Origin of the sequence: Marinomonas posidonica, assembly GCF_043643765.1 — a bacterium.
Classification (GTDB): domain Bacteria; phylum Pseudomonadota; class Gammaproteobacteria; order Pseudomonadales; family Marinomonadaceae; genus Marinomonas; species Marinomonas posidonica_A.
The window spans coordinates 132,018-154,347 of the sequence record NZ_JBHZSP010000005.1 but is presented as its reverse complement, the minus strand read 5'-3'; the positions used below and the strand labels follow the sequence as shown (position 1 = coordinate 154,347).

16 protein-coding genes are annotated in these 22,330 nt (G+C 40.4%); 11 read left to right on the top strand and 5 right to left on the bottom strand.

Going from position 1 to position 22,330, the window contains the following annotated elements; translation table 11 throughout:
• Positions 1-3: 3 nt before the first annotated feature.
• From ACHUFM_RS07505 to ACHUFM_RS07490, 4 genes are all read right to left on the bottom strand, one after another.
• Entirely contained in the window at positions 4-669 is a 666-nt protein-coding gene (locus ACHUFM_RS07505; RefSeq protein ID WP_394181070.1) for a glutathione S-transferase, read from the bottom strand.
• A gap of 121 nt (positions 670-790) precedes the next feature.
• A complete protein-coding gene (locus tag ACHUFM_RS07500; protein ID WP_394181068.1) occupies positions 791-2,506 on the bottom strand; it encodes a putative bifunctional diguanylate cyclase/phosphodiesterase in 1,716 nt (571 codons plus the stop codon).
• Positions 2,507-2,524: 18 nt separating this feature from the next.
• A complete protein-coding gene (locus tag ACHUFM_RS07495; protein ID WP_394181066.1) occupies positions 2,525-2,941 on the bottom strand; it encodes a response regulator in 417 nt (138 codons plus the stop codon).
• The gene (locus ACHUFM_RS07490) at positions 2,942-4,732 is read right to left on the bottom strand and encodes a CHASE domain-containing protein (RefSeq protein WP_394181064.1); all 1,791 of its coding nucleotides are present in this window, start codon (positions 4,730-4,732) and stop codon (positions 2,942-2,944) included. It abuts the gene before it with no gap.
• A 936-nt stretch (positions 4,733-5,668) separates the two neighbouring features.
• Between ACHUFM_RS07490 and ACHUFM_RS07485 the strand changes: the two genes are divergently transcribed.
• From ACHUFM_RS07485 to ACHUFM_RS07435, 11 genes are all read left to right on the top strand, one after another.
• Positions 5,669-6,412: a DUF6597 domain-containing transcriptional factor gene (locus tag ACHUFM_RS07485; protein WP_394181062.1), complete on the top strand. Its 744-nt coding sequence runs from the start codon at positions 5,669-5,671 to the stop codon at positions 6,410-6,412.
• A 209-nt stretch (positions 6,413-6,621) separates the two neighbouring features.
• Positions 6,622-8,688, top strand: a complete 2,067-nt coding sequence (locus ACHUFM_RS07480; protein WP_394181060.1) for a TonB-dependent siderophore receptor — start codon at positions 6,622-6,624, stop codon at positions 8,686-8,688.
• 612 nt (positions 8,689-9,300) lie between these two features.
• Positions 9,301-11,553 (top strand): TonB-dependent receptor, encoded by a 2,253-nt coding sequence (locus ACHUFM_RS07475; RefSeq protein WP_394181058.1) that lies wholly within the window; start codon positions 9,301-9,303, stop codon positions 11,551-11,553.
• Between the two features lie 105 nt (positions 11,554-11,658).
• Positions 11,659-12,357, top strand: a complete 699-nt coding sequence (locus tag ACHUFM_RS07470) for a TetR/AcrR family transcriptional regulator (RefSeq protein WP_394181056.1) — start codon at positions 11,659-11,661, stop codon at positions 12,355-12,357.
• A gap of 3 nt (positions 12,358-12,360) precedes the next feature.
• Entirely contained in the window at positions 12,361-13,344 is a 984-nt protein-coding gene (locus tag ACHUFM_RS07465) for an ABC transporter permease (protein WP_394181054.1), read from the top strand.
• Positions 13,341-14,288, top strand: a complete 948-nt coding sequence (locus tag ACHUFM_RS07460; RefSeq protein ID WP_394181052.1) for an iron chelate uptake ABC transporter family permease subunit — start codon at positions 13,341-13,343, stop codon at positions 14,286-14,288. The genes ACHUFM_RS07465 and ACHUFM_RS07460 overlap by 4 nt, the downstream gene beginning before the upstream one ends.
• Positions 14,285-15,058: an iron ABC transporter ATP-binding protein gene (locus ACHUFM_RS07455; protein ID WP_063331560.1), complete on the top strand. Its 774-nt coding sequence runs from the start codon at positions 14,285-14,287 to the stop codon at positions 15,056-15,058. The genes ACHUFM_RS07460 and ACHUFM_RS07455 overlap by 4 nt, the downstream gene beginning before the upstream one ends.
• Positions 15,058-16,071 (top strand): siderophore ABC transporter substrate-binding protein, encoded by a 1,014-nt coding sequence (locus tag ACHUFM_RS07450; RefSeq protein ID WP_394181050.1) that lies wholly within the window; start codon positions 15,058-15,060, stop codon positions 16,069-16,071. Before ACHUFM_RS07455 ends, ACHUFM_RS07450 begins: the two co-directional genes overlap by 1 nt.
• Positions 16,061-17,833: an ABC transporter ATP-binding protein gene (locus tag ACHUFM_RS07445; protein WP_394181048.1), complete on the top strand. Its 1,773-nt coding sequence runs from the start codon at positions 16,061-16,063 to the stop codon at positions 17,831-17,833. Before ACHUFM_RS07450 ends, ACHUFM_RS07445 begins: the two co-directional genes overlap by 11 nt.
• A 2-nt stretch (positions 17,834-17,835) precedes the next feature.
• Complete coding sequence (locus tag ACHUFM_RS07440; protein ID WP_394181046.1) at positions 17,836-19,587, top strand: ABC transporter ATP-binding protein; 1,752 nt, start codon at positions 17,836-17,838, stop codon at positions 19,585-19,587.
• Between the two features lie 362 nt (positions 19,588-19,949).
• Entirely contained in the window at positions 19,950-20,456 is a 507-nt protein-coding gene (locus ACHUFM_RS07435; RefSeq protein ID WP_394181044.1) for a tyrosine-type recombinase/integrase, read from the top strand.
• Between the two features lie 270 nt (positions 20,457-20,726).
• On the opposite strand, the gene ACHUFM_RS07430 is transcribed toward ACHUFM_RS07435, so the two are convergent.
• Entirely contained in the window at positions 20,727-22,181 is a 1,455-nt protein-coding gene (locus tag ACHUFM_RS07430) for a reverse transcriptase domain-containing protein (protein ID WP_394181042.1), read from the bottom strand.
• Between the last annotated feature and the right edge of the window lie 149 nt (positions 22,182-22,330).

Genomic DNA, 22,330 nt, shown 5'->3' with positions numbered 1-22,330 from the left:
ATTTTAAAGCGTCGTAAAGGCTCCGCCTTTTGCCAATGCCCGTTGGTAACCCGCTTGTTTTTCCACCTGAGACAAAAATTTGCGGATGTTAGGATAAGAAGATAAGTCCATTCGCGTACTGGAAGCCTGTAATGGGAAACTCATTTGAATGTCCGCCGCCGTTAATTCTTCTCCGGCAAACCAAGTTCGATCCGCAAGCGTCGCTTCAATAAACTCAATTTGCGGCTCTAAACGTGGCTGAATGAATTTTTGTATTACTTTACCTGTCAGCGCTTTGGCAATCGGCTTTATAAAAAATGGCATAGGATTTTTTGGCACTCGAGTCATGACCAGCTTCATAACCAACAAAGGCATTAACGAACCTTCGGCAAAGTGCAACCAATATCGATAGTCCAGTAAAGCTTGCCCTTCGGTTGGTCTAAGGCGGTTGCCTTCATCGTATTGATCCAATAAATACTCAATGATAGCGCCCGACTCAGCGATGGTATTATCACCATCAGTCAAAATCGGCGCTTTCCCTAGAGGATGTATTTTTTTAAGAGACTCAGGTGCTGAAGCGGTGTTCGGGTCACGCTTATACTCAATGAGTTCATACGCTAAATTGAGCTCTTCAAGCAACCATAAAATACGTTGTGAACGGGAATTTTCTAGATGATGAATTTGAATCATAACGGCCTCCTAACATGTCGATATTGCAAACGTAACACAGGTACAAGAAGACCAATAGCCAGAAAGCAGAAATGACAACAACGCTGTCCTTATGTTGTCATTTCAATTTGTCCAACCAGCATTATTGTAAAGCGGGTTTAGGTTGCCACATCCTTTCAATTTCGTGAGCCGGTATTGGCGGGGAAAAGAAATACCCCTGTAAACGCTTAACCCCTAACCTAGCACAAAGATCTCTTTGAAAACTGGTTTCCACACCTTCTGCAACCGTGTCAAAGCCAAGAGAATGGGCAAACGAACTAATGGCTTTTAGCAAATTGGCTTCGTCTTCATGTTCAATAAAACGAACAAAAGACTTATCAATCTTAAGAATATTAAACGGATATTCGTTCAAATGAGACAAAGAAGAATAACCAGTACCAAAATCGTCCAAAGCCAACTTCACCCCCAAGGCTGACATTTTGTTTAGCATATCAAGGGCGATTAGACTGCTCTCCAAACTGCTCTCTGTCAGTTCCAGTTCAATGCGATCTGCAGGAATATGATAGCGCACCAGACACTCTAAAAGAAATTCACTCAAACCCGAATCTTTTAATTGGCGAGCTGATAAGTTCACTGAGATGGTAAAATTCAGCTCTTTCATACTCGGTTTGTTTAACCAAATTTGGAACTGTTTACAGGCTTCATCCATGACCCAGCGCCCCAATTCATTGATAAAATGGCTTTCTTCAGCAATGGGAATAAACTCATCTGGTGGCACCAACCCCATCTCAGGGTGTTGCCACCGTATTAAGGCTTCCACACCAACTAAATCAAAGCTTTGTGAATCGACTTGAGGCTGGTAATAAAGAACAAATTCATCTCGCTCAATGGCTCGCTTCAAATCATGCTCAATTCGAATGCGACTTTCGATTTGCTGATGAAACTGTTTTGAGTAATATTGAGCTTGCTTCCCCCCCAAGCCCTTTGAGCGATACATGGCCACATCTGCACACTTCATTAGATCAATTGCGGTTACAGCGCATTCAGGATAGGTAGCCACCCCAACACTGCCCGATATATCGATAACTCGACCGTTGTAGTGGACAGGTTGAGACAACTCAAACATAACTTCATCAACCAAACAACGAACTTGATTCAAGTGTTTAAAATGGCTAAGTAAAATCGCAAATTCATCGCCACCAAGGCGACATATTTTATCTCCAATCCCCAAAACACTTCGTAATCGAGACGCCACCTTTTTCAACACGTCATCACCAACAGCATGGCCAAGAGAATCATTAATGTGTTTAAATTTATCTAAATCCAATAACAACAAGGCAATCTTGCGACCATCAAGTTGCGCTTGGGTAATCAGGTCTTTTAACGCAGCATCAAAAAAATAACGATTACTTAAACCAGTTAAACTGTCTTGCTCAGCCAAGTTTCTCAGTTGCTCGTGACTTTCTCTAACCTGTCTTTCTAAATTACTCCGTTCTGCCGCAATGAGAATGGCTCGTTTCAGCCTTGAAGCCGTAATCTCACTCTTCATAATGAAATCTTGAGCGCCGGCCTCCACACACTGTAAAGCGAGCTCTTCATCACTACTGTGACTTAACATGACGATGGCGGATGAAAAATTCTCAACGCCTCTGAGCTCTCGCAATACTTCAATACCATTTTGCGATGGTAACTGATAATCCAACAACACAATGTCGTATTGCTTATTATTAGCAAAATGAATTCCCTCATCAGCAGAATGTGCTTGATCGACGCTGCTCAACGGCAAATCTGAGCGCCTTAATGTTCTAACCGCCGCCATTCGATCGACTGCGTCATCATCAATAATCAATAAATCCATACTTCCCTCTGATTCAATTTACCTTGGCAACTCTGCCAATTGCCAATATTTCACTAATAGATCTGACAAAGACTGGAAACCTTGCCCTAAACTCGTTTTACTAAAATAGCCCGCTACATTAAGACGATAGGAAGCGGCCACTTCCTTTGGGCTGTTTGAAGTGGTTAGAACAAACACGGGGAGATCTTGTAACGATTCGTCTTGCCTTACTTTCTCTAGCATTTCCAAACCACCCATTCGAGGCATGTTCAGATCCAACAAAGTAATGAAAGGTCGCTTCGATTTGTTTTCATGGAGCCATTCCAATGCTTCAATGCCATCTTTAACACGCTGCAGTGAGTAGTCACACCCAAGCTGACAAAGCGCTCTTTCAACAACCATGGCATCCACATCATCGTCTTCAATCAATAACACATTAAACGCTGGTTTAGTCATTTATTCCTCTCTCAGCGCCGCTTCAAATGGCCACTCAAACTCAAAACAGGTACCTCGTTCGCCATTCATTGAAATCTGATAATGACATTCGTAACGATCGAGTATTTTCTTCACCATGGACAAACCTAAACCACTACTTTCTACTTCATCTCGAGGCTTCAAGGTTTTGAACAAATCAAACACTTGCTCCTGATACTGTACAGGAATACCGGGGCCATCATCGATGACACAAATTCGATAATGATTGGACTGTTTTTCCGCCTTGAACTGAATCGTTCCTTGGCCCTTGTCATGATGTTTTATTGCATTCGACAATAAGTTTCTTAACACCAACTCAAGTGGTACCGCTAAGGTGTTCATTTCGCCTACGTTATCTTCGCACTCAAAAACAAACGCCTTATTGGCGTTGATCAAAGAAAACAACTCAGTGACCCGTGCTCCCAAATGAAACCGTTCAAAGGTATTCTGTTCACGACCAATTCGAGAGTAACTTAACAAGGCATCAAGTAGCTTTTCTAAGCGCTGAATTCGACCTTGTAATAAATCCATAAACTCACGAGTTTGACTCGTGAAGTTTTCTTTTAGATCCTCCTCAATCCACTGAGCTAATTGGCTAATACCTCGTAATGGCGCTTTTAAATCGTGTGATGCCACAAACGCAAATTGATCTAAATCTTTATTGGCTTCTTCTAGCTCTTGATTGCGCGACTGCAAGTCTTCATGAGCGATTTCCAACGCCTCTTTTTGCAGTTTTAAATCCAGTGTGACTTTATCAGCATAAGACACAGCGCGATGATTTGCGCGAGAAAGCAAGATAAAAATAACCAACAAGAGTGAATCAATCACAATCCCACCAGCCAGAATAATCCAAGGCTGATTCTGGGTGTTTTGCGCTCGAAACAGGCTAGATGATTGCACCGTAAACAACCAATCTCTGCCATACATATTGACTTCTATTTGCTTAGAAAACAGTGGATTGTTATCGTAATTTTCTGAACTTTGATTCAGTTCACTGTATAACGCTTCACCACCATCATGAATGCTAAAGTTGACCTGGCGATTACTGTTCTCCAGCACGCCCCCCATCAATTTTTTCATGATAAAAGGCGAGTAAACCAAGCCGAGAAAGTCACCTTCTCGATCACCGTATAGATCAATGCCCTGGCGATCACCATACCAAGGAGCATAGAATAAAAACCCTGGGGTTTTCTTCTCATCTTGAACAAGAATAATGGGACCAGTAATACTCGCTTGCCCCGTATCTCTGGCTTTTCTAGCGGCACTGTAACGGTTTATTTCATGTGCCATGTCCAGACCGACCGCGGCCTGATTACTCATCTGTGGTTCAATATAGGTAATCGGCCAATATTCGTTTTGGGTATGTGCAGGATGCAAAGCATAATCAGGTGTGGTTTCACGTTGCCAAGCAAGATAGGAATCAAGTTTGTCGGGCTCCAAATAATGAATAACACCAATCCCATTAATACCAGGAAAGCGACTCTCTACTTTCAAACTATTTGCAAAAATTCGCCAGTCTGAACGCCTCATCTGACGAGGCATGGTATGAAGTACTGCGACGCCAGCCCACAAGGCTTCTTCATATTTTTCCATGCGCTCTTGCACCAAACTGACAATTTGCTCCGCTTGAAATTCAAATTGCGCTTTGGTTTTTTGCTCCGCTTGCTGATGACTAAAATACCAAGCGCCTAGTGTCAGCAATAATGACAGACTGATAACAGCCCAATGACTCCAGTGGAACCCGTTAAAGGACATTCCCTTCTGATCTTGCATAATAATGTTTTCATCCTAAAAATTTAATTTCTCCACACTGAGCTTAAACACATTATTGGCTACAACATCTCGACCCAACTCATAAGCTTAGAAATGATAATCTCTCTTAAATAGCATAGCGAAAAGCGATTATATTGAGTGCCTAATCGTGTTTATTTTTGTCACCATTTTCGCTTTAAAAGCGCATTCTAGATACAAATGAAAACAAAGGTTAGCTTCACTGGCCAAACGTTAATCCCAACATATTTCGTAGTTTCAGCTAACAATGGAAGATCAATTTTACCAACGCAAAAAAACATCAAAAAAGTATCACTATCAGTCAAACCAATACATAAAAATAGCTTTCTTTTTTCTTGCACTATTATAAGTATATTTTATCTCAGATCGCGACACCTTTAAAAAATAACAACTCGAGTTTGGCATTGCTTATTTTTAATAAATTTAGATATTAAAAAAGCATAAACTGAAAGTTATTATCTATTTGAATAATACTCATATCGATACTTTTATGCGGTATTGGCTAAGCTCGGTGGTTTAACGGGAAGGAAGGGGACTTGATGCTCTTCAAATTGCTTCTATCAGACTCTTTCTTTGAAACAGAATTACCTTGCCAATATCTCAAGATAGCTTCTTTTTATAGCATCACCTACACCACCATTCTGACAGAATCTGTATGATGTATTTGGCGATTTAGCGAAAGAGCCCTCTTTTACCGCTGTGTATAAACCGATGTGTGAGACCCTATATCAGATGTCTAACATCGCAATACAAATGCAAAACCTCATGACAGAGCATTAAAAAAGACTTAACCAATACCACCACTAATTAGCGCTATAAAGCAAGAGCCATAATATAACGAAAAAGTAACAGTGGCTCTTATCCTCCACAAAAAGTAGAATGAGTCTCATTAATTTATAGAACCATTCTACTCTTACCATGAAAGATAGCATTCAAGTTACCTCATCAACGCCAAATGAAGCCTTATCGCCCTTCATCGAAAGCTATTGGATGATACGCAATCCCAGTGATCAAGATGAAGAACTGGTCACCTTTCCTGATGGCGGTATTGATGTCTATTTTTTCAGTAATGAGGAGTTCCCCTTACACGTTTCTTTAGTCGGGCTGGAAACGCAGAAACAGCAAGGCATCATGCCAAAACAATCCGTATTAATGGGCGTCCGACTCAACCTGCTAGCGGTGGAATATTTATTAAAAAGATCCGTCGCAGACATCCTCAATGACCGCATCAGCTTAACACCAGGTTACGCTGACATAGAGCAAGTAGATCTTGAGGATTTTAATGGTTTTTGTAGCAAGCTGGGGCGCTACTTTACCTCTCAGCTAGACCCAAAAATAGACTCTCGAAAGCGCATCATGTCTGATTTAATCTACCAAACGAATGGCACAATTACCGTTAACGATATTGCTCAATCAGCCAATTGGAGTAGTCGCCAGATAAATCGCTATTTCAATAAATGGTTGGGATTGCCTCTGAAAAACTATTGTGACATCCTTCGCTTTCGACACAGTTTTGACTCATTAAAAGCCGGAGAACTCTTTCCTGATAGAGGCTTTAATGACCAATCTCACTACATTCGATTCACTCGAAAATACGCCAGCCTTACCCCCAAACAACTCGCTCATGATAAAAGTGACCGATTTATACAATTATCTTCTTAGCAAGCCCCCTATCATCTTTTTGCTTGTATCAAACATAACGAGATACGTTCAGATAAAAGATGAAAGCCATGGCCCTACATCCTGTACGCATCTCATAAACCTCCCTTTTTAACGTGTTATGATGTGATAAAGATACATTTTGTTATTAATAATCATTAACACTAGCATTGTGATTCATTGATCAGGGAGAAACGCTACTGGAGAAAACGATGAGAAGAAAACTAACCCCATATACCACCTCCCTATTCTGCTGTTCGGTCATTTTACCCAGTGCGGCTTTAGCCGAAGCAGATGAAGACGTATTCCGTCTTTCGCCTATACTTATCAACAGCCAAGCCGAAGAGGCCGATGATGACAGCGAATCCGTCGTTGCAACAGAACTTTGGGTTGGCGGCAAAGTCGCCACCAGCATTCAAGACACACCGGCGTCGGTCTCCGTCATCACAGAAAAAGAAATCCAGCAACGCGGAGCTTCCACGACAGAAGAAATTCTGCAATATACACCAGGTACCGTAACGGGTTACTACGGCGCCGACGATCGTACCGATTTCTATCAAATTCGAGGTTTTAACGCCTCCACTTACCGTGATGGTTTGTATCTTGGCTCTCTATTCGACATCCGTGAAGAGCCCTTTGCTTACAGACGAGTTGAAGTGATTCGCGGTGCGAATTCGACCTTATTCGGCCCAGCAGAACCTGGCGGTTCCATTAATTTCGTTAGTAAAACACCAAAATTTGATGAATTTTCCAGCGCCTATTTAACCTATGGTTCTCACGACCATAAAGAAATTGGCCTTGATGTGAACAGTACTTTGGACGAGGGTGATACCCTAGCTTATCGCTTAACGGCTAAGGTAAAAGACAGTGACCGAGAGTACGACTACTCAAAAGACGATTCACAGTTTGTTATGGGCGGCTTAACCTGGCAACCAAACAGCAAAACCAGTACAACGCTCCTAGTTGATTACCTAAATACAGATGCCAGCGCCAATAGTAGCGGCGCACCGTTTGATAAAGAATACGATAGAAGTACTTTCTTTGGTGAGCCAGACTTTAACTATCAAGATGTAGAACGCACTAACATTAGTACACAGATCAATCATAGCCTGGATAATGGCTTTAAAATATCTTCCAACCTCAGATACACAGATTCAACAAACCGATATGGCTACACATACATCTCGGATTCCAGTAATCGAGTAAGCGACACAGTCGATCGTGGTTTCATTGCAACAGACACGGCAATAAAGCAATTTAGCGGTAACTTACTAGGACAATACAACATTACCTTTGATCGTCTCGACAGCAGCACAGTATTTGGTATTGAATACCAAGATTCTAGCAAGACGGAGAACAGTGCTTGGGGGACCGCGACCAGTATCGATGTCAATAATATTGTCTATTCTGGCGCACCAAGCGTTCTAACCCCTCTCGCCGATAAAAAAACCGACTATCAAACGCAAGCCGCTCTATTACAGCAGAATTTAGCTTGGGATGATAAATACATTCTTTCCATCGGCGCTCGACACGATGACATTGAGGTTGCAGAAGACAATTATCAGAATAATACTGAAACCCAAAGTGACTTTTCTGAAAACACTTTCCGTTCGGCCTTTACCTACAAATTCAACGACCAAGTGTCGGCTTACATCAGTCAAGTGGAATCTGTTTCTCCACCTTCTGTAGGCACAGAAATTGTGCGTGGAGACCAAACTGAAATCGGCGCAAAATTTTCGCCTAGCGATCTAAATGCCATTTTCTCTGTGGCCATTTACGAGCTTGAAAAAAGCAATGTCAACATCGCTGTCGCACAGAATGATGGTTCAATTGATCGTGAGGTCATCGGCAAAAACCGCGTCAAAGGTGTTGATTTAGAAATGAGAGCAGAACTAACAGAAAGCTTGAGCCTTTCTGGAGGTTATTCTTACATGGATTCTAAAGTCACCGAAGACGACTCTTATGAAGGCAAAGATTTCGCGACCACACCACAACATTCCGCTTCCCTATGGGGACATTACCTCTTACCACGTCAAGATATGTCTGTCGGATTAGGCGCGCGTTATGTAGGCTCATACTACTTTGACGCGGCTAACAGCAAAAAAAGTGAAGCGGCAGTGACTCTTGATGCCTCGTTTAACTACGACATCACTTCAGCAACGCAACTCGCTATAAACGTCAGTAACCTATTAGATGAGCAACACGTTGTTGGATCAGGTACTGCAGATTTTTACAATCGAGGCCGCGACATCACCATGACTTTAAACCACGCTTGGTAAACACAAGCCTTAATAGAAAACTCCCCCCTTTAAGCCAGAACATAGTCTTGTTCTGGCTTTTTCAAGCAAAGCCATCCATATTGAAGATAATATCCATTCATGGTTCATCCATTACAGAAATAATGTTAAATCCGGTTATCTGACGTTTCGACTGACAGTGAATTCATCGAGGACATTGATAACCTTGAAACAAACAGATACTTCCAATCGAAATTCAAGCTCACCGCCTACAGACGCGCTATCGATAAAGCGCATACTGCTTTTTATGTCATTCGCACGACTAATATCTCATGAAAATACTGCGGCCTAATAATATGGCAAAGCGATGCCATCAAAGTTAATCAACATTGGGGGTAAAGCACCATAGCAAGACCAGATCCCCATTAAACCCTTTCTTTTTCACTTACACATTTTGTCCGTAGCCTTTAGACACCGCTTAATTTTATTTAAACATCACACCATTTCAATTTACTTCGCACCTAAAAAAACAATTTATAAACACCATGTTTATAAATCTATTGATAATGATAATAACTTGCATTAGTATCCTTTTAAAAATTTCCACATAATGTTGGAAAATAGATTTTAACCAATAAATGGAAGGCACTTACGATGTACGAGGTTCAGCATTTAGATCACAACCATAAGGTTACAAAAAATACCATTCAGGCAACGCAATACTCTGCACGAAACACTCTGAGCACAAGGAAAAATACCGTTTTATTCAGTATTGTCGTTGGCGCCATGCTGACATGTGGTTCATCGGTTTATGCTGAAGCAACAACCAATATAGAAACGGCTAATACAGCGTCAGAGGTAATGCTATCTACTGTAAAGGTGGAAGGTGATCGTGAGGAAAACCCAGTTTATTCCGGCTCGGGAGGTCAGGTAACCGAGACCAATCATGCTGGTTTTTTGGGAAATAAAGACGCATTAGAGACGCCATTCAGCGCTATCAGCTATACAGATAAGTTTATAAATGATCAACAAGCAACAGATGTCATTGATGTCATTGCGGCGACTGACCCTGCGATTCATACCAGTAATGTCGTTGGTGAAAACCTTGAAAGTTATTCTATCCGAGGCTTTTCCTCAAACAGCAACGATGTCACTTTCAATGGTTTATCCGGTATGGCTCCCTATTACCGTAGTGCCACTGAAATGTTTGAACGCATTGAAGTATTAAAAGGGCCATCAGCGATGCTAAATGGTATGGCTCCAAATGGCTCTATTGGTGGCTCTGTTAATTTAGTAACTAAACGAGCAGATAATGAGTCTCTCACTCGTTTAACAACGAAATACATTTCTGACTCACAAATCGGTACAAGCATAGATATTGGCCGCCGCTTTGGTGAAGACAAAGCGTTTGGTGTGCGAATCAATGGTGCCTATTCAGAGGGTGACACCACGATTAACCGTCAGGAAAAAGAATCCGAGCTGGGGTCGGTCGCTCTGGATTGGCGAGGAGACCGAATTCGTTTATCCGCTGACTTATATCGCACTTCTGAGCATGCTGATGCGCCAATTAGAGGAATCACCATTGCTTCGGGCGTAGATATTCCAAGCGCGCCAGACTCCGACACCATACTTAATCCAAGTTGGGCTTTTTTTGATACAGAAACCGAAGGCGTTATCACTCGTGGGGAATTTGATGTGAATACGCAACTAACGATTTATGCAGCTCTGGGGGCGAATGAAATGTCCTATGAAGGGCTAAGTGCATCAAAAGCAGAAGTCACTAACTCAGATGGTGATATTGATACGACCCTTGGTTACGTAGACGATACGAACGAAAGAATGTCTATGGAAATCGGATTAAATGGTGACTTTAAAACTGGACAAGTAAATCATCAAGTTGCATCTAACATCACGCATTACAATGAAACATACAACCTAAATGGCCTCAGGTTTACAGATGTATATTCTACTAATATTTATAATCCAGTATGGGGCGATCAACCTGATTTAGATTTAAATGCCCCTCTTTTATTGACAACAGAAACGAATTTAACGAGCGTTGGCGTGGCTGACACCTTATCTTTTTCTGAAGATAAATATCAACTCACTTTGGGTGCACGCTACCAAGAAGTCAAAACAGAACAAACAGGTGGATTACTTTCAACTGGCGCTAAATATGATGAAAGCGCAGTGACACCATCCCTTGCCTTTGTTATAAAAATGACAGATCAAGTATCTCTGTATGCCAATTACATTGAGGGTCTAAGTGAAGGCGACACAGTCACTGATACTAGTGCTAGTAATTATGGTGAGATTTTCGCTCCCTACAAAACAAAACAAAAAGAAATAGGAGTGAAATTTGACGGAGGGGAATTCTCTCATACCGTTAGTCTTTATGAAATTAAAAAACCGAACGCATATAAAGACAATGATACTGACGTATATGACTATTATGGTGAGCAACGCAACAGAGGTATAGAGTGGAGTTTCTTCGGTACACCAGTTAATCATCTCCGTTTAATGGGTGGTGTTTCCCACATTGATGCTAAAATAACTTCCGCAAGCGATGAATCTACTGTAGGCAATCAAGCTTCGAAGACACCTAAATGGCAGGCAAAACTTGGTTTAGAATGGGATACACCTCAAATTCAGAACCTAACACTGACGGCCAACACTACCGCAGTCTCTAAACAATACCTTAAGAGCGATAATAAGCAATCTTTACCAAGCTATACTGTTTATGCTTTAGGCGCTCGCTATGTCACTGCGATTAAACAAGCCCCACTGACCATCCGTGCGAATATCGAAAACCTGCTGGATAAAAATTATTGGTCAACCAGTCATTACAATGTTTTAGCGTTAGGCCAAGGTCGCACATTCACACTTTCTGCAAGCATGGATTTCTAATTTAGGCATGGTTTAAACCAATATGAAAAGGGAGAGGCTTGCGCTCATCCCTTTTCATGAGTTTTACTTCACGCCTTTATTACTAATAAACATAGGGACAAATGCATGACAGATTCTTCAACCCCAGTAAAACGTAAGCGTGGACGCCCAAGTAAAATAACTCGTCAAAGTATTGCTCGAGCCGCTTTGGAGATTGGCGTCAATAAAGCCACTATTCCGACACTGGCGTTGCATCTTGGGGTGGATCACTCCTCGCTGTATCACCACGTAAAAAGCCGTGATGAAATCATTGCAATGGCCGCCGAAATTGCCATTGAAGAGCTCGAGTGGCGAGCGCCAGAAACCGTAAACTGGAGAGAAGAACTTATTGTTTTAACTGACTCTATTTGGGCTTTATATGATAAACATCCAGGCCTTGCAGAGGCATTAAATCACGCTGAAATCGCCCCTCAAAATGGCATTTTATCTTTTGCAGAATCCGTCAAATTATTACAAGAAAAAGGCTTTCCATTAGATGAAGCCGTTGTCGCAGTGGATATGTTAGTGGATATGGTAAAGGAATGTTTCATCGGCTGGTGGTCTATTGTAAAAACCGAGCAAGATGGCCGTCTTCGTAAAGAACGCATGATTGAAATATGGGAAACAGAAGCACATAACTCACCAGAACAAGCGGAACAAATAAACGCTATGGTGAATATTATGAAAACAGGCCCTAGAACATGGTGGGAACGTAAACGAGACATTGCCTTAGATGGTATCGCCATAGCTCGTGAACGTCGCTCCCTCCCTATGAAAGAAAGTTGAATAATGTATAAAAACACCATCCATGAGGAAATCTACACACCGATAAATATGCTTTTCATAGGATTACTTTTTTTTATCTTATGTGTGATCTCTCTTTTAGTAGGTGCTAAGCAGCTGTATTTATCACAGATCATGTCCTTCTCCAGCGAGGCTTGGTTAACCTTAACAGCGAGCCGTTTCCCAAGACTTATTTCACTTATTTTAGCCGGTGTTGGGCTGTCGGTTTGTGGCGTTATTCTGCAACAAATTGTCCGTAATAAATTTGTTGAACCCGCAACGTCAGGAGGGTTAGATGCCGCAAAACTTGGCATTCTGATTTCGCTTATTCATTTCCCCACGTTGGGAATCGTAGGAAAAATGCTTTCTACATTGGTTTTCTGCCTCATTTCCAGCGTATTTTTTATCACCATTATTCGCCTTATCCGATTTAAAAATGCCGTGTTAGTTCCCGTTATTGGTTTAATGTATGGCGCTATTTTAAGTGCTATCGCTGAGTTTTACGCTTATCAAAATAACATGTTGCAAAGTATGCAAGGCTGGCTATTAGGCGACTTTTCAAGGGTGGTTCAAGGACATTATGAAATTATCTATTTCATTTTTCCAATTGTAGCTCTTACTTATTTATTTGCTCATCGCTTTACTATTGTCGGCATGGGAGAGACGTTAGCAACTAGCCTTGGTTTAAATTACGTAGGGGTCACTGCTTTAGGTCTTATTTTAGTGGCCATTACGATTTCTTCAGTCGTCATTACAGTAGGCGCCATTCCTTTTGTTGGGCTAATTATCCCCAATTTAGCCGCCATGTTTTATGGCGATAATCTAAAACGAACGTTACCGATTATTGCCTTAGGAGGTGCATCGGTATTACTCATATGTGACATTTTTGGTCGTCTTTTATTGTACCCCTTTGAAATCCCTATTGGCTTGACCGCTAGTTGTGTTGGCGGATTCATGTTTCTTATTGTGATCTGGAAAACAAAAAAATGAGGAATTTTGCACGGTATTTTCTGTGGATACTGGTATGCATACTAGCGGTAACTTTTGTTTTTATGGGTGCCGAATTCGATTATAACTACATCATTCCAAACCGGATAACCCGATTGGCGGCTATCATCATTGGAGGCGTTTGCATTGCGTTTTCTTCGATCACTTTTCAAACGATTACAGAGAATAAAATACTCACTCCAGCGATCATGGGTTATGAAGCCATCTACCTTTTATTCCAATCACTATTGGTCTTGTATATGGGTATGGAAAGTCAAATCGTCATTGATAAAAACAGTAATTTTTTCCTTTCCATTGGCATTATGCTGCTGTATTCATGGGTAATTCACCGCTGGTTACTTGCTGGTGAAAATAACAATATTTACTTGCTTCTGCTTGTTGGGCTTGTATTGACGCTTCTATTAAGTGCTTTTACCCAATTAATTCAATTTAGTATCAGTCCCGGAGAATTCTCTCTATTACTTAGTTATAGCCAAGCGTCTTTTAACCGAGCACAGCTAAGTCAACTGACAATAGCAGCCGTTTTAGTCGGGGCTGTCTGCATCATAATATGGAAGGCACTGCCTACGTTTGATGTACTTTCATTAGGTCGATATCAAGCGACATCGCTTGGTATTGATTACCAAGTGTTTATCAAACGGCATTTTGCTTTGATCGCGTTACTTGTGGCGACATCTACCAGCCTACTTGGTCCAACGGCTTTTATGGGAATTTTTGTAGCCAATACTGCTTATATGATCGCCCGTTCCCCCAAGCATCGCCTGACTTTGCCATCGGGATGCGCAATAGCGATCGCGACCTTCCTGATAGCTCAAATCATGGTGGAACACCTATTTAACTATAAGACAACAGTGGGAATTCTCGTCAATTTAATGTGTGGGACGTATTTTCTCATGTTGATTTTACGCCTAAGGAAAGCCTCATGATTCATGTCAATAACATTCATAAATCCTATGGAACAAAATCCGTGCTAAACAATGTGAGCGCGAGCTTTCCAGCGGGTCAACTTACATCGCTCATTGGCCCTAACGGCGCTGGGAAAACCACACTATTAATGATGATTGGTCGCTTATTAAAAGTGGATTCTGGCGAGATATTTATCAATGAACAGAACATAACCGACATTCGCATTAGTATGTTTGCAAAACAAGTCGCGACATTGCGCCAATCTCAAGATTTTACCATGCGTTTGACTGTCGAAGAGCTCGTCGCCTTTGGCCGTTTCCCTTATAGCCGAGGTTCACTGACCAAGGAAGATCATCAAGCCATTGATAATGCGATTTCGTTCCTATCACTGGAACCATTACGCCAGTCTTATATTGATGAACTGAGTGGAGGCCAGCGACAGATGGCCTTTTTGGCAATGACCATCGCGCAGGAAACTGACTATCTGCTACTAGATGAACCATTGAATAATCTAGACATGAAGCACGCGGTTGAAATAATGCGGGCCCTTCGTCGTCTATGTGATGAGCAGAACCGAACGGTCATTTTGGTTATTCACGACATCAATTTTGCAGCCAATTATTCCAATCACATTGTTGCAATGAAGTCAGGCAATGTCTATGACTCAGGTTCTGTAAAAAACATCGTTACGGAAGAAAACTTAAAAGCATTGTATGAAATAGAATTTGAAATTTTACAAAGTAAACATGGGATCGTATGCAATTACTTTCATCCACAGGAGGAGTTTTAATGGACATTTTCACAAATAGACGACGAGTCAGAAAAAATAGTTTGGTAATGACCTTTCTGTTCATATCAACCGCATTAATTTATGGTTGTGACCAGCAAAAAAATAACATGCATGACACAAACATAACTCAATCATCGAAAAATGACTTTGCGCCAATGACCATTGAGCATAGATTGGGGACAATTACTCTACAACATCGTCCTCATCGAGTCGCTGCGCTTGGTATGAATGATGTTGATTTACTCAATGTCTTGGACATCTCCGTTGCAGGTATGCCTAAAGATTTTGCGCCTGAATACTTATCAGATTACGTAAATGACCCTGAGATAGTGGATCTTGGCGCGATAGTGCAACCAAATATGGATCGAATCTACTCTCTTAAACCAGACCTCATACTTATTTCTCCACTGCATGCTAGTCACTATGAACAGCTATCAAAGTTAGCCCCCACCTTATATTTTGATGTGAATTATAAAGACAGTGGTAGCAACCACTTTGATATCGTAAAAGATCATCTACTAACACTTGGTAAAATTTTTGGCAAAGAAGCCCTTGCAAAACGTAAAGCGTCTGAGCTTGAAGCTAAAGTGGCGAACGCCAAATCCATTATTCAAAACCACTCAGATAAAGCAATGATAGTGATCCATAATAATGGTGCCTATCGCTTCTTAGGTGAAAAGTCGCGTTATGGTTTTGTCTTCGAAGCCTTGGGCGTCCAGCCCGTCTATTCACCCATGGAAGCTGGCTTGCATGGACAGCCTATTTCCAGTGAATTTATCTATGAGAATAATCCCGACATTATTTATGTTCTAGATCGAACCGCCGTGATGGAAAAACACTCAGGGCTCAACCTAGAAAACATGGATAATCCACTACTTCGTCAAACGAATGCCTGGAAAAACAATCGAGTCATTTTTGTAGATTCCGAAGCTTGGTACATCACTGGTGCTGGCGTGACATCTCTGGAAATTATCATTGATGATGTGCTAAAGGGATATCTCAATGACAAATAAGTCCCCTGTTGATCGGTTATTACTGCCCATAAAAGGACCATTACTTTTCGTAATGGTTCTAGCTGGCCTTGGCGCCATGCTAACACTTGTGCCATTAGCCGGAATTGCTTATATCACCAAGCTTTTAATAGGTAACCCCAATACAACGACCACTTTATTTCAAGCAAATATAGAGTCTGAAATATGGTGGGTCATGGGAATCAGTTTGCTAAGCCTAGTTATTGGCACTCTTTTAATCACGACAAGTGAGCTGCTTGCCCACCTTGCGGACCACAAGATTACGCATAGTCTACGACTGTCAGTATTGCAACGCCTCACAAAAGTGCCACTAGGATGGTTTACAAATCAAGCATCAGGCGATGTTAAACAAGCGATGCAGGATGACATCAGTTCATTACATGAATTAACGGCTCACTTTTATAGCACTAGAGGCAGATGTTATGGCGTTATTTCACTCTCAGTGATTTACCTGTTCCTAATGGACTGGCGCATGGCAATTGTATCTCTCATCCCCTTCCCTTGTTTTTATTTGATCTTCGGTGCTGCCAAAAAAGCCATTAGTGAAGAACGTATGAAAGGGTTTATATCAGGGCAAGCTCTCATCAACAACGCCATTACTGAGTTTATTGGCGGGATTTCAGTGATTAAATCCTTCGCGGTAAGTGGCCAAGCCCACAAGGGATACCATGAAGCAGTGGACAGTTTCCTACAAGGATTTTTGAATTTTACTCGCCCATTAGTAGCCCCCTTAGCAAATGCTAATGCAGTCATCGCCCCAATAACCGTTTTGGGTACGGTACTCACTTTCGGCACCTTATTTGTGAGTTTTAATTGGATGGATCCTATTGATCTACTTCCTTTCATTCTTGTGGCACCAGGAATTTCATCTCCCTTAATGCTATTAAGCTTTAGCACCCATAATTTAGCTCACGCCACAGCGGCAGCAGATAGATTGCAAGCTCTATTAGAAACGCCTGTTCTTACACAACCGACAGTAGAAAAAAGCAACCATATGCTTAATAACCAGATTTGTATTAATAACCTGAGTTATGCTTATGATGATCAAAATGCAGTATTGAAAAATATTAATCTAACTCTTACTCCGAATACCGTTACCGCTATTGTTGGTGCTTCAGGTTCAGGAAAGTCCACATTAGCACGGTTAATCTTACGCTTCTTTGATCCTTCAGAAGGTTCTATTACGCTTGGAGGCGTTGATTTAAGAGACATAAACACGACTGAGTTATATAGACGTATAGGTTTCGTGTTACAAGAAGTTCGCCTCATTCACGCTAGTTTGCACGACAACATTGCGTTAGGGCGTCCATCAGCGACACGACTTGATGTTGAAGAAGCCGCACGTGCAGCGAATATTCACCAACGTATCATGGATTTACCAAAAGGCTACGATTCCATTATTGGCGAAGACATAACCCTTTCAGGGGGAGAACAACAGCGAGTAAGTATTGCACGCGCTATTCTTTTAGATCCCCCCATCTTGGTGCTTGATGAAGCAACCGCCTCGACCGACGCTGAAAATGAAGTCGTTATTCAAGAATCTCTTTCTCAATTTTCTCAAGGACGAACCGTCCTTGTTATTGCTCATAAACTGGACACCATTATGGCCGCAAACCAGATTGTTGTTCTCGAAAATGGTGAAATAAGAGAACAAGGAACACACGAAAGCCTACTATCAATATATGGCCGTTATGCTCAATTGTGGTCGTTAGGAAATTATCAAGCCCCCTTAGAGGCACTTTAATTATGTTAAATACCTTGCTCCAATTATTAGGAGAAGACGCATCAAAATTCCGACGTTACGCGTCTATGGCCATTATTTATGGACTGCTTAATGGACTTACCATTATTTCATTAGTGCCTCTGCTTCGTTACCTTTTACTCGGCGAGACAACCAATACTGTCATTTGGTTGGTGGTTTTGTTAATAGGTGCCTTAGTGTGTTGGCGTTGGCGGCTAAGAGTCGAAAAAGCTGGTATAGAAGTCGGTATTGCCCTTTTGCAAGGTGGTCGCCATCGATTAGGCGATCATATATCACGGTTACCCGTTGGTTGGTTTAACTCTCATAATACCGCTCGTCTCAGCCAGGTTATTTCCCAAGGTATAATGGAAATAGCACAACTTCCGGCTCACGTTTTTACGCCAGTGTTGAGTGGCGCCATGACTCCGTTGATTATTGTGTTGAGTCTGTTTTCGATCAACTGGAAAATGGGAATAATTGCCCTATTCTCACTGCCTTTACTGGCCGTTGTGTTAATCATAACAGCACGCCTAGGTCAGCGCATAGATCAAGAGTTTCATCATAATACCGCTGAAGTAAGTCATCGCATTATAGAATTTTCACAAGCACAGTCTGTACTACGAGCATTTAACGGTGAAGGAAGCAGTGCAGATTTTCTAAAAAAAGCATTCGAGTCACAAAAAAAATCCAGCAAGAAAATCATCTACCTTTCAGTTATGTCAGTGATACTTAACGCTTGGGTAGTACAAGCAATTCTTGCCGTTTTAATGATTACAGCCTTGTTATCATTTAACAGCTCTGCCGTCATAAGCGTAGCTAATACCAATGAAATACTCATTAGTATTATTACGTCTTTATTACTTGTTAACCGCTTTGTTGAGCCACTACTAGATGTGACAGGCTACAGTGAAGCCATTCGAGGCGCTCGCAATCAACTCAAAGATGTACAGGGAATTCTTGATATTGAACCATTGCCAGAGCCCAAAAAACCTCAATTTTCTCAAGACCATACCTTAACTCTAAATGGCGTTTGTTTTACTTATCCAGAAAACAAACAGAGCGCCATCCATGACATCAACTTAAGTATTAAACCTGGAAGTATGACTGCACTGATTGGCCCATCTGGTTCAGGTAAAACTACTTTACTGTCATTAATATCACGCTTTTTTGATGTCACCGAAGGAAGTATCAGCATTGGTGGCATTGATTTACGACAAATGTCTAATGAACAATTGAATGGAAAAATTAGTCAGATTTTCCAAACACCTTATTTATTTCAAAGTAGCATAGCTGACAATATTCGTATCGGTAAGCCAGACGCTAGCGATGCTGAAATAAAGGAAGTTGCTCAACTATCCGGTGTCACTGAAATCATCGCACGCCTCCCAGAAGGCTTGAACACCTTGGTTGGGGAAGGTGGAGCACGGTTATCAGGCGGAGAACGCCAACGTATATCCATTGCTCGCGCATTATTGAAAGATACACCGATCTTATTAATTGATGAAGCAACCGCCGCTTTAGACACGGAAAATAAAGCCATTATCACCCAAACATTTGCTCGGTTACGCGGCCAAAAAACCCTAATCATTATTTCACATCAACTGTCGACCATTGAAATGGCCGATCAAATCATTTTTCTAGAAAACGGACATATACAAGAGCAAGGGTCTCCGGATCTGTTATCCGACTCAAATGGCCTTTACAGTCACTTTCTAAAACAACAACATAAAATTAAGAAATGGAAAGTAATAAAGTAAACAGAGAAGATCAAGCCATCCCTGCCAGTGGATTAAAGAAATGGCGCGCCCGAGAGGATTTGAACCTTTTTATTAGTGCTGACAATGAGTAGTAATGAGCTGCAATGAGCGAAACTAAAGACCTGAAGCTGTTCAAATCATTCATTACTGCTCATAACAGCTCTATTTTGTAGTCATGATGTAGACAGTTTATTTTCTTGAAATTTCTAACATCGACTCCATCACTTAACGATAACTAATTGATCTTTTGGTGATTACTATGTTGTGCACAGATATTTTTTTCCTTTAGCTAAAAATGGTAAAGGTAACCAAGTAAAAAGGGAGTTGTTGGATAGTAAAGAAAAGTGGGTTGTGAAAAGGAATTGAGCTGGTTAACATCAGAACAAATTGAAGAGCTATTATCCACTCTAGATAAGATTGGTAATGAGCACGTTTCACTTATAACAAGGGTGTGTTTATCTACTGGGGCAAGGTGGGGAGAAGCAGAAGGGCTAACAGCGAAAAATATCAGAAATGGCCAAGTGGATTTCACTGATACAAAAAGTGGTAAAAATCGCTCTATTCCAATTAATGACTCTCTATTTAAGCAACTTGAAGATCACATGAAAACGCATGGTCGATTCTTCGATTGCATAAAATCTTTCAGAAAATACTTAAAGACCACCAGTATAAAATTACCTCAAGGACAGTCTTCACATGTTCTAAGGCATAGCTTCGCAAGCCATTTCATGATGAATGGTGGAAACATTCTAACGCTTCAAAAAATTCTTGGTCACTCAACAATCATAATGACTATGAGATATGCTCATTTAGCACCTGAGCACTTAAAAGATGCCAAGGAGCTTAATCCACTAAAATCCAGTTACTAGACTTTATTTGCAAGTATGTTTTCCAAAGAGCTTAGGAACGGAGCGAAGCAACTGTAATCAGAAGGTGACATTTTTCTTTGTGAAATTATTTTTTCAAAAAATAGTGCCTTACCAAATTCGTCCACCCTTCTCAATTCATCATCTTTATTAAACCTTTTACCTTCAAACTCTTCATCTAAAATATGTTGAGGGTATAAATCTTCAATCTCATAACCTTTAGTACTCGTAATTAAAAGGGCATATATATTCTTATTCTTAAAAATAAGATTGTTAGGAGTTTCCTTTAATCCATGCTGTTTTTTTTAAGTTTTCTAAGGCTTTTTCACCTGTTTCATCATAATCCATAACGTATATTATTTTCTTTTTTGTAGTTTTCCCCTTAAAAATTTTAGAGAACTTTTCAGGATTTTCAATTCTTTTAGATATAGAAGTGAAACTAGGTGTACCTCCTGTTGCACTAAGAAACCTATTCGCATTACTATCCCATTTTAGAAACTCATAAGTTTGAACCACCTTTTCTTTTTCTTTTCGAAAAAACGCTTCTTCATTTTTTTTAAGAAAATTAATCATCATACCTATATGGCTAATATCAGTAGATCCTTCACAAATAATTAAAGCTTTCTCATCAAAAAAAAATCTAGTGTATATATAAAAATCTCTAAGTGTTCTTTCTCTTTTATTTAGATCCCTATGAGCTTTAACTATATCTTTTTCATTCTTGATTGACTTTATCTTTTTTTGTTTCTCTTGACTATCAATCCAGTCTATATGGCTTAACCTTCCTTGAAGAACATTCAATTTAGATTGAATATTATATTCATTCTTTTTCCCCTCTAACTTAAAGTCATCATCCTTAATCAAGCAGAAAACCAAAGATCGGACTTTTTTATAATACTCTTTACTAACATTAAGCTTCTTATTTGTCGTAATCCCTGTGACTGACTGCCTTTCGTGAAAACTTTGAAATCGAGTTTTTTTAGAGTTTATTTTAAAGTCATATCTTGCAATACATTCTTCAATATCTTGAAGTAGTTTATCTTTATCAAATGGTCGGTCAGATGAAAATGTTAAATCATCTGCATATCGAGTATACGTAATGGAGTTTTTCTTAGCGTAATTCAAAAGAGCAATATCGCAAGGCTGGAATATTAAGTTAGATAGCACTGGGGATAAAGGTGAACCCTGTGGAAGTACTCCTTTATAACAAGAAAGTGCTGATATAATTTTTGCTACATCACTTTTAAACTGAAAATTTCTATTTTTTGTCAAATATCCAAAAACTCTACCAAAATGAATAGATGAAAAAAAATCTTCAATATCAATGTTTAACAAATACCTCTTATTTAAATGCAATGAAGCATTAGTAGATATTGACTTCTCCTTAATAAACCCATGAATTATTTTATTATTCACATTATTTAAATATAATATTTCTTCAAAGCAGCACTGAAAAAAATCGGACAGCTTTTTTTGTAAAATTTTAATGGGAATATGGGGAGCTGATATTTTTCTAAAGCCTCCGGATTTTTTGGGTATTTCAAATTCACTATATTTATATATTTCATCCAAATGGTAGGCTATATAAGTAAGGTGCTTTGGTGTCACTTTTAAAAAAAAAGCCAAATCTGATATAGAAGCTAAAGCCCCTACCATGAGCAAATTAGGTGTATTCAAAAGAGGAACTTGAAGAGAGCTAGAAACATTATTAGCGACAGAGTTTTCCACTGAATATATCCTTTATTATTCAATTAGCCCGTGGGCACTCTTTTGCCTCGCGCAAGTTGTGTATCACGCTTCAAGAAGCAACCACCAGTAGAGAATGAAGCTTTAAAACCTCACATTTTTACTTAATAAGGCAAATCCACCTTACGATA

Coding starts and splice junctions, on each gene's coding strand:
- ACHUFM_RS07490 (WP_394181064.1), bottom strand. CDS start 4,732: ATGCAAGATCAGAAGGGAATGTCCTTTAACGGGTTCCACTGGAGTCAT.
- ACHUFM_RS07505 (WP_394181070.1), bottom strand. CDS start 669: ATGATTCAAATTCATCATCTAGAAAATTCCCGTTCACAACGTATTTTA.
- ACHUFM_RS07485 (WP_394181062.1), top strand. CDS start 5,669: ATGAAAGATAGCATTCAAGTTACCTCATCAACGCCAAATGAAGCCTTA.
- ACHUFM_RS07460 (WP_394181052.1), top strand. CDS start 13,341: ATGAGGAATTTTGCACGGTATTTTCTGTGGATACTGGTATGCATACTA.
- ACHUFM_RS07480 (WP_394181060.1), top strand. CDS start 6,622: ATGAGAAGAAAACTAACCCCATATACCACCTCCCTATTCTGCTGTTCG.
- ACHUFM_RS07455 (WP_063331560.1), top strand. CDS start 14,285: ATGATTCATGTCAATAACATTCATAAATCCTATGGAACAAAATCCGTG.
- ACHUFM_RS07495 (WP_394181066.1), bottom strand. CDS start 2,941: ATGACTAAACCAGCGTTTAATGTGTTATTGATTGAAGACGATGATGTG.
- ACHUFM_RS07450 (WP_394181050.1), top strand. CDS start 15,058: ATGGACATTTTCACAAATAGACGACGAGTCAGAAAAAATAGTTTGGTA.
- ACHUFM_RS07475 (WP_394181058.1), top strand. CDS start 9,301: ATGTACGAGGTTCAGCATTTAGATCACAACCATAAGGTTACAAAAAAT.
- ACHUFM_RS07445 (WP_394181048.1), top strand. CDS start 16,061: ATGACAAATAAGTCCCCTGTTGATCGGTTATTACTGCCCATAAAAGGA.
- ACHUFM_RS07500 (WP_394181068.1), bottom strand. CDS start 2,506: ATGGATTTATTGATTATTGATGATGACGCAGTCGATCGAATGGCGGCG.
- ACHUFM_RS07465 (WP_394181054.1), top strand. CDS start 12,361: ATGTATAAAAACACCATCCATGAGGAAATCTACACACCGATAAATATG.
- ACHUFM_RS07470 (WP_394181056.1), top strand. CDS start 11,659: ATGACAGATTCTTCAACCCCAGTAAAACGTAAGCGTGGACGCCCAAGT.
- ACHUFM_RS07440 (WP_394181046.1), top strand. CDS start 17,836: ATGTTAAATACCTTGCTCCAATTATTAGGAGAAGACGCATCAAAATTC.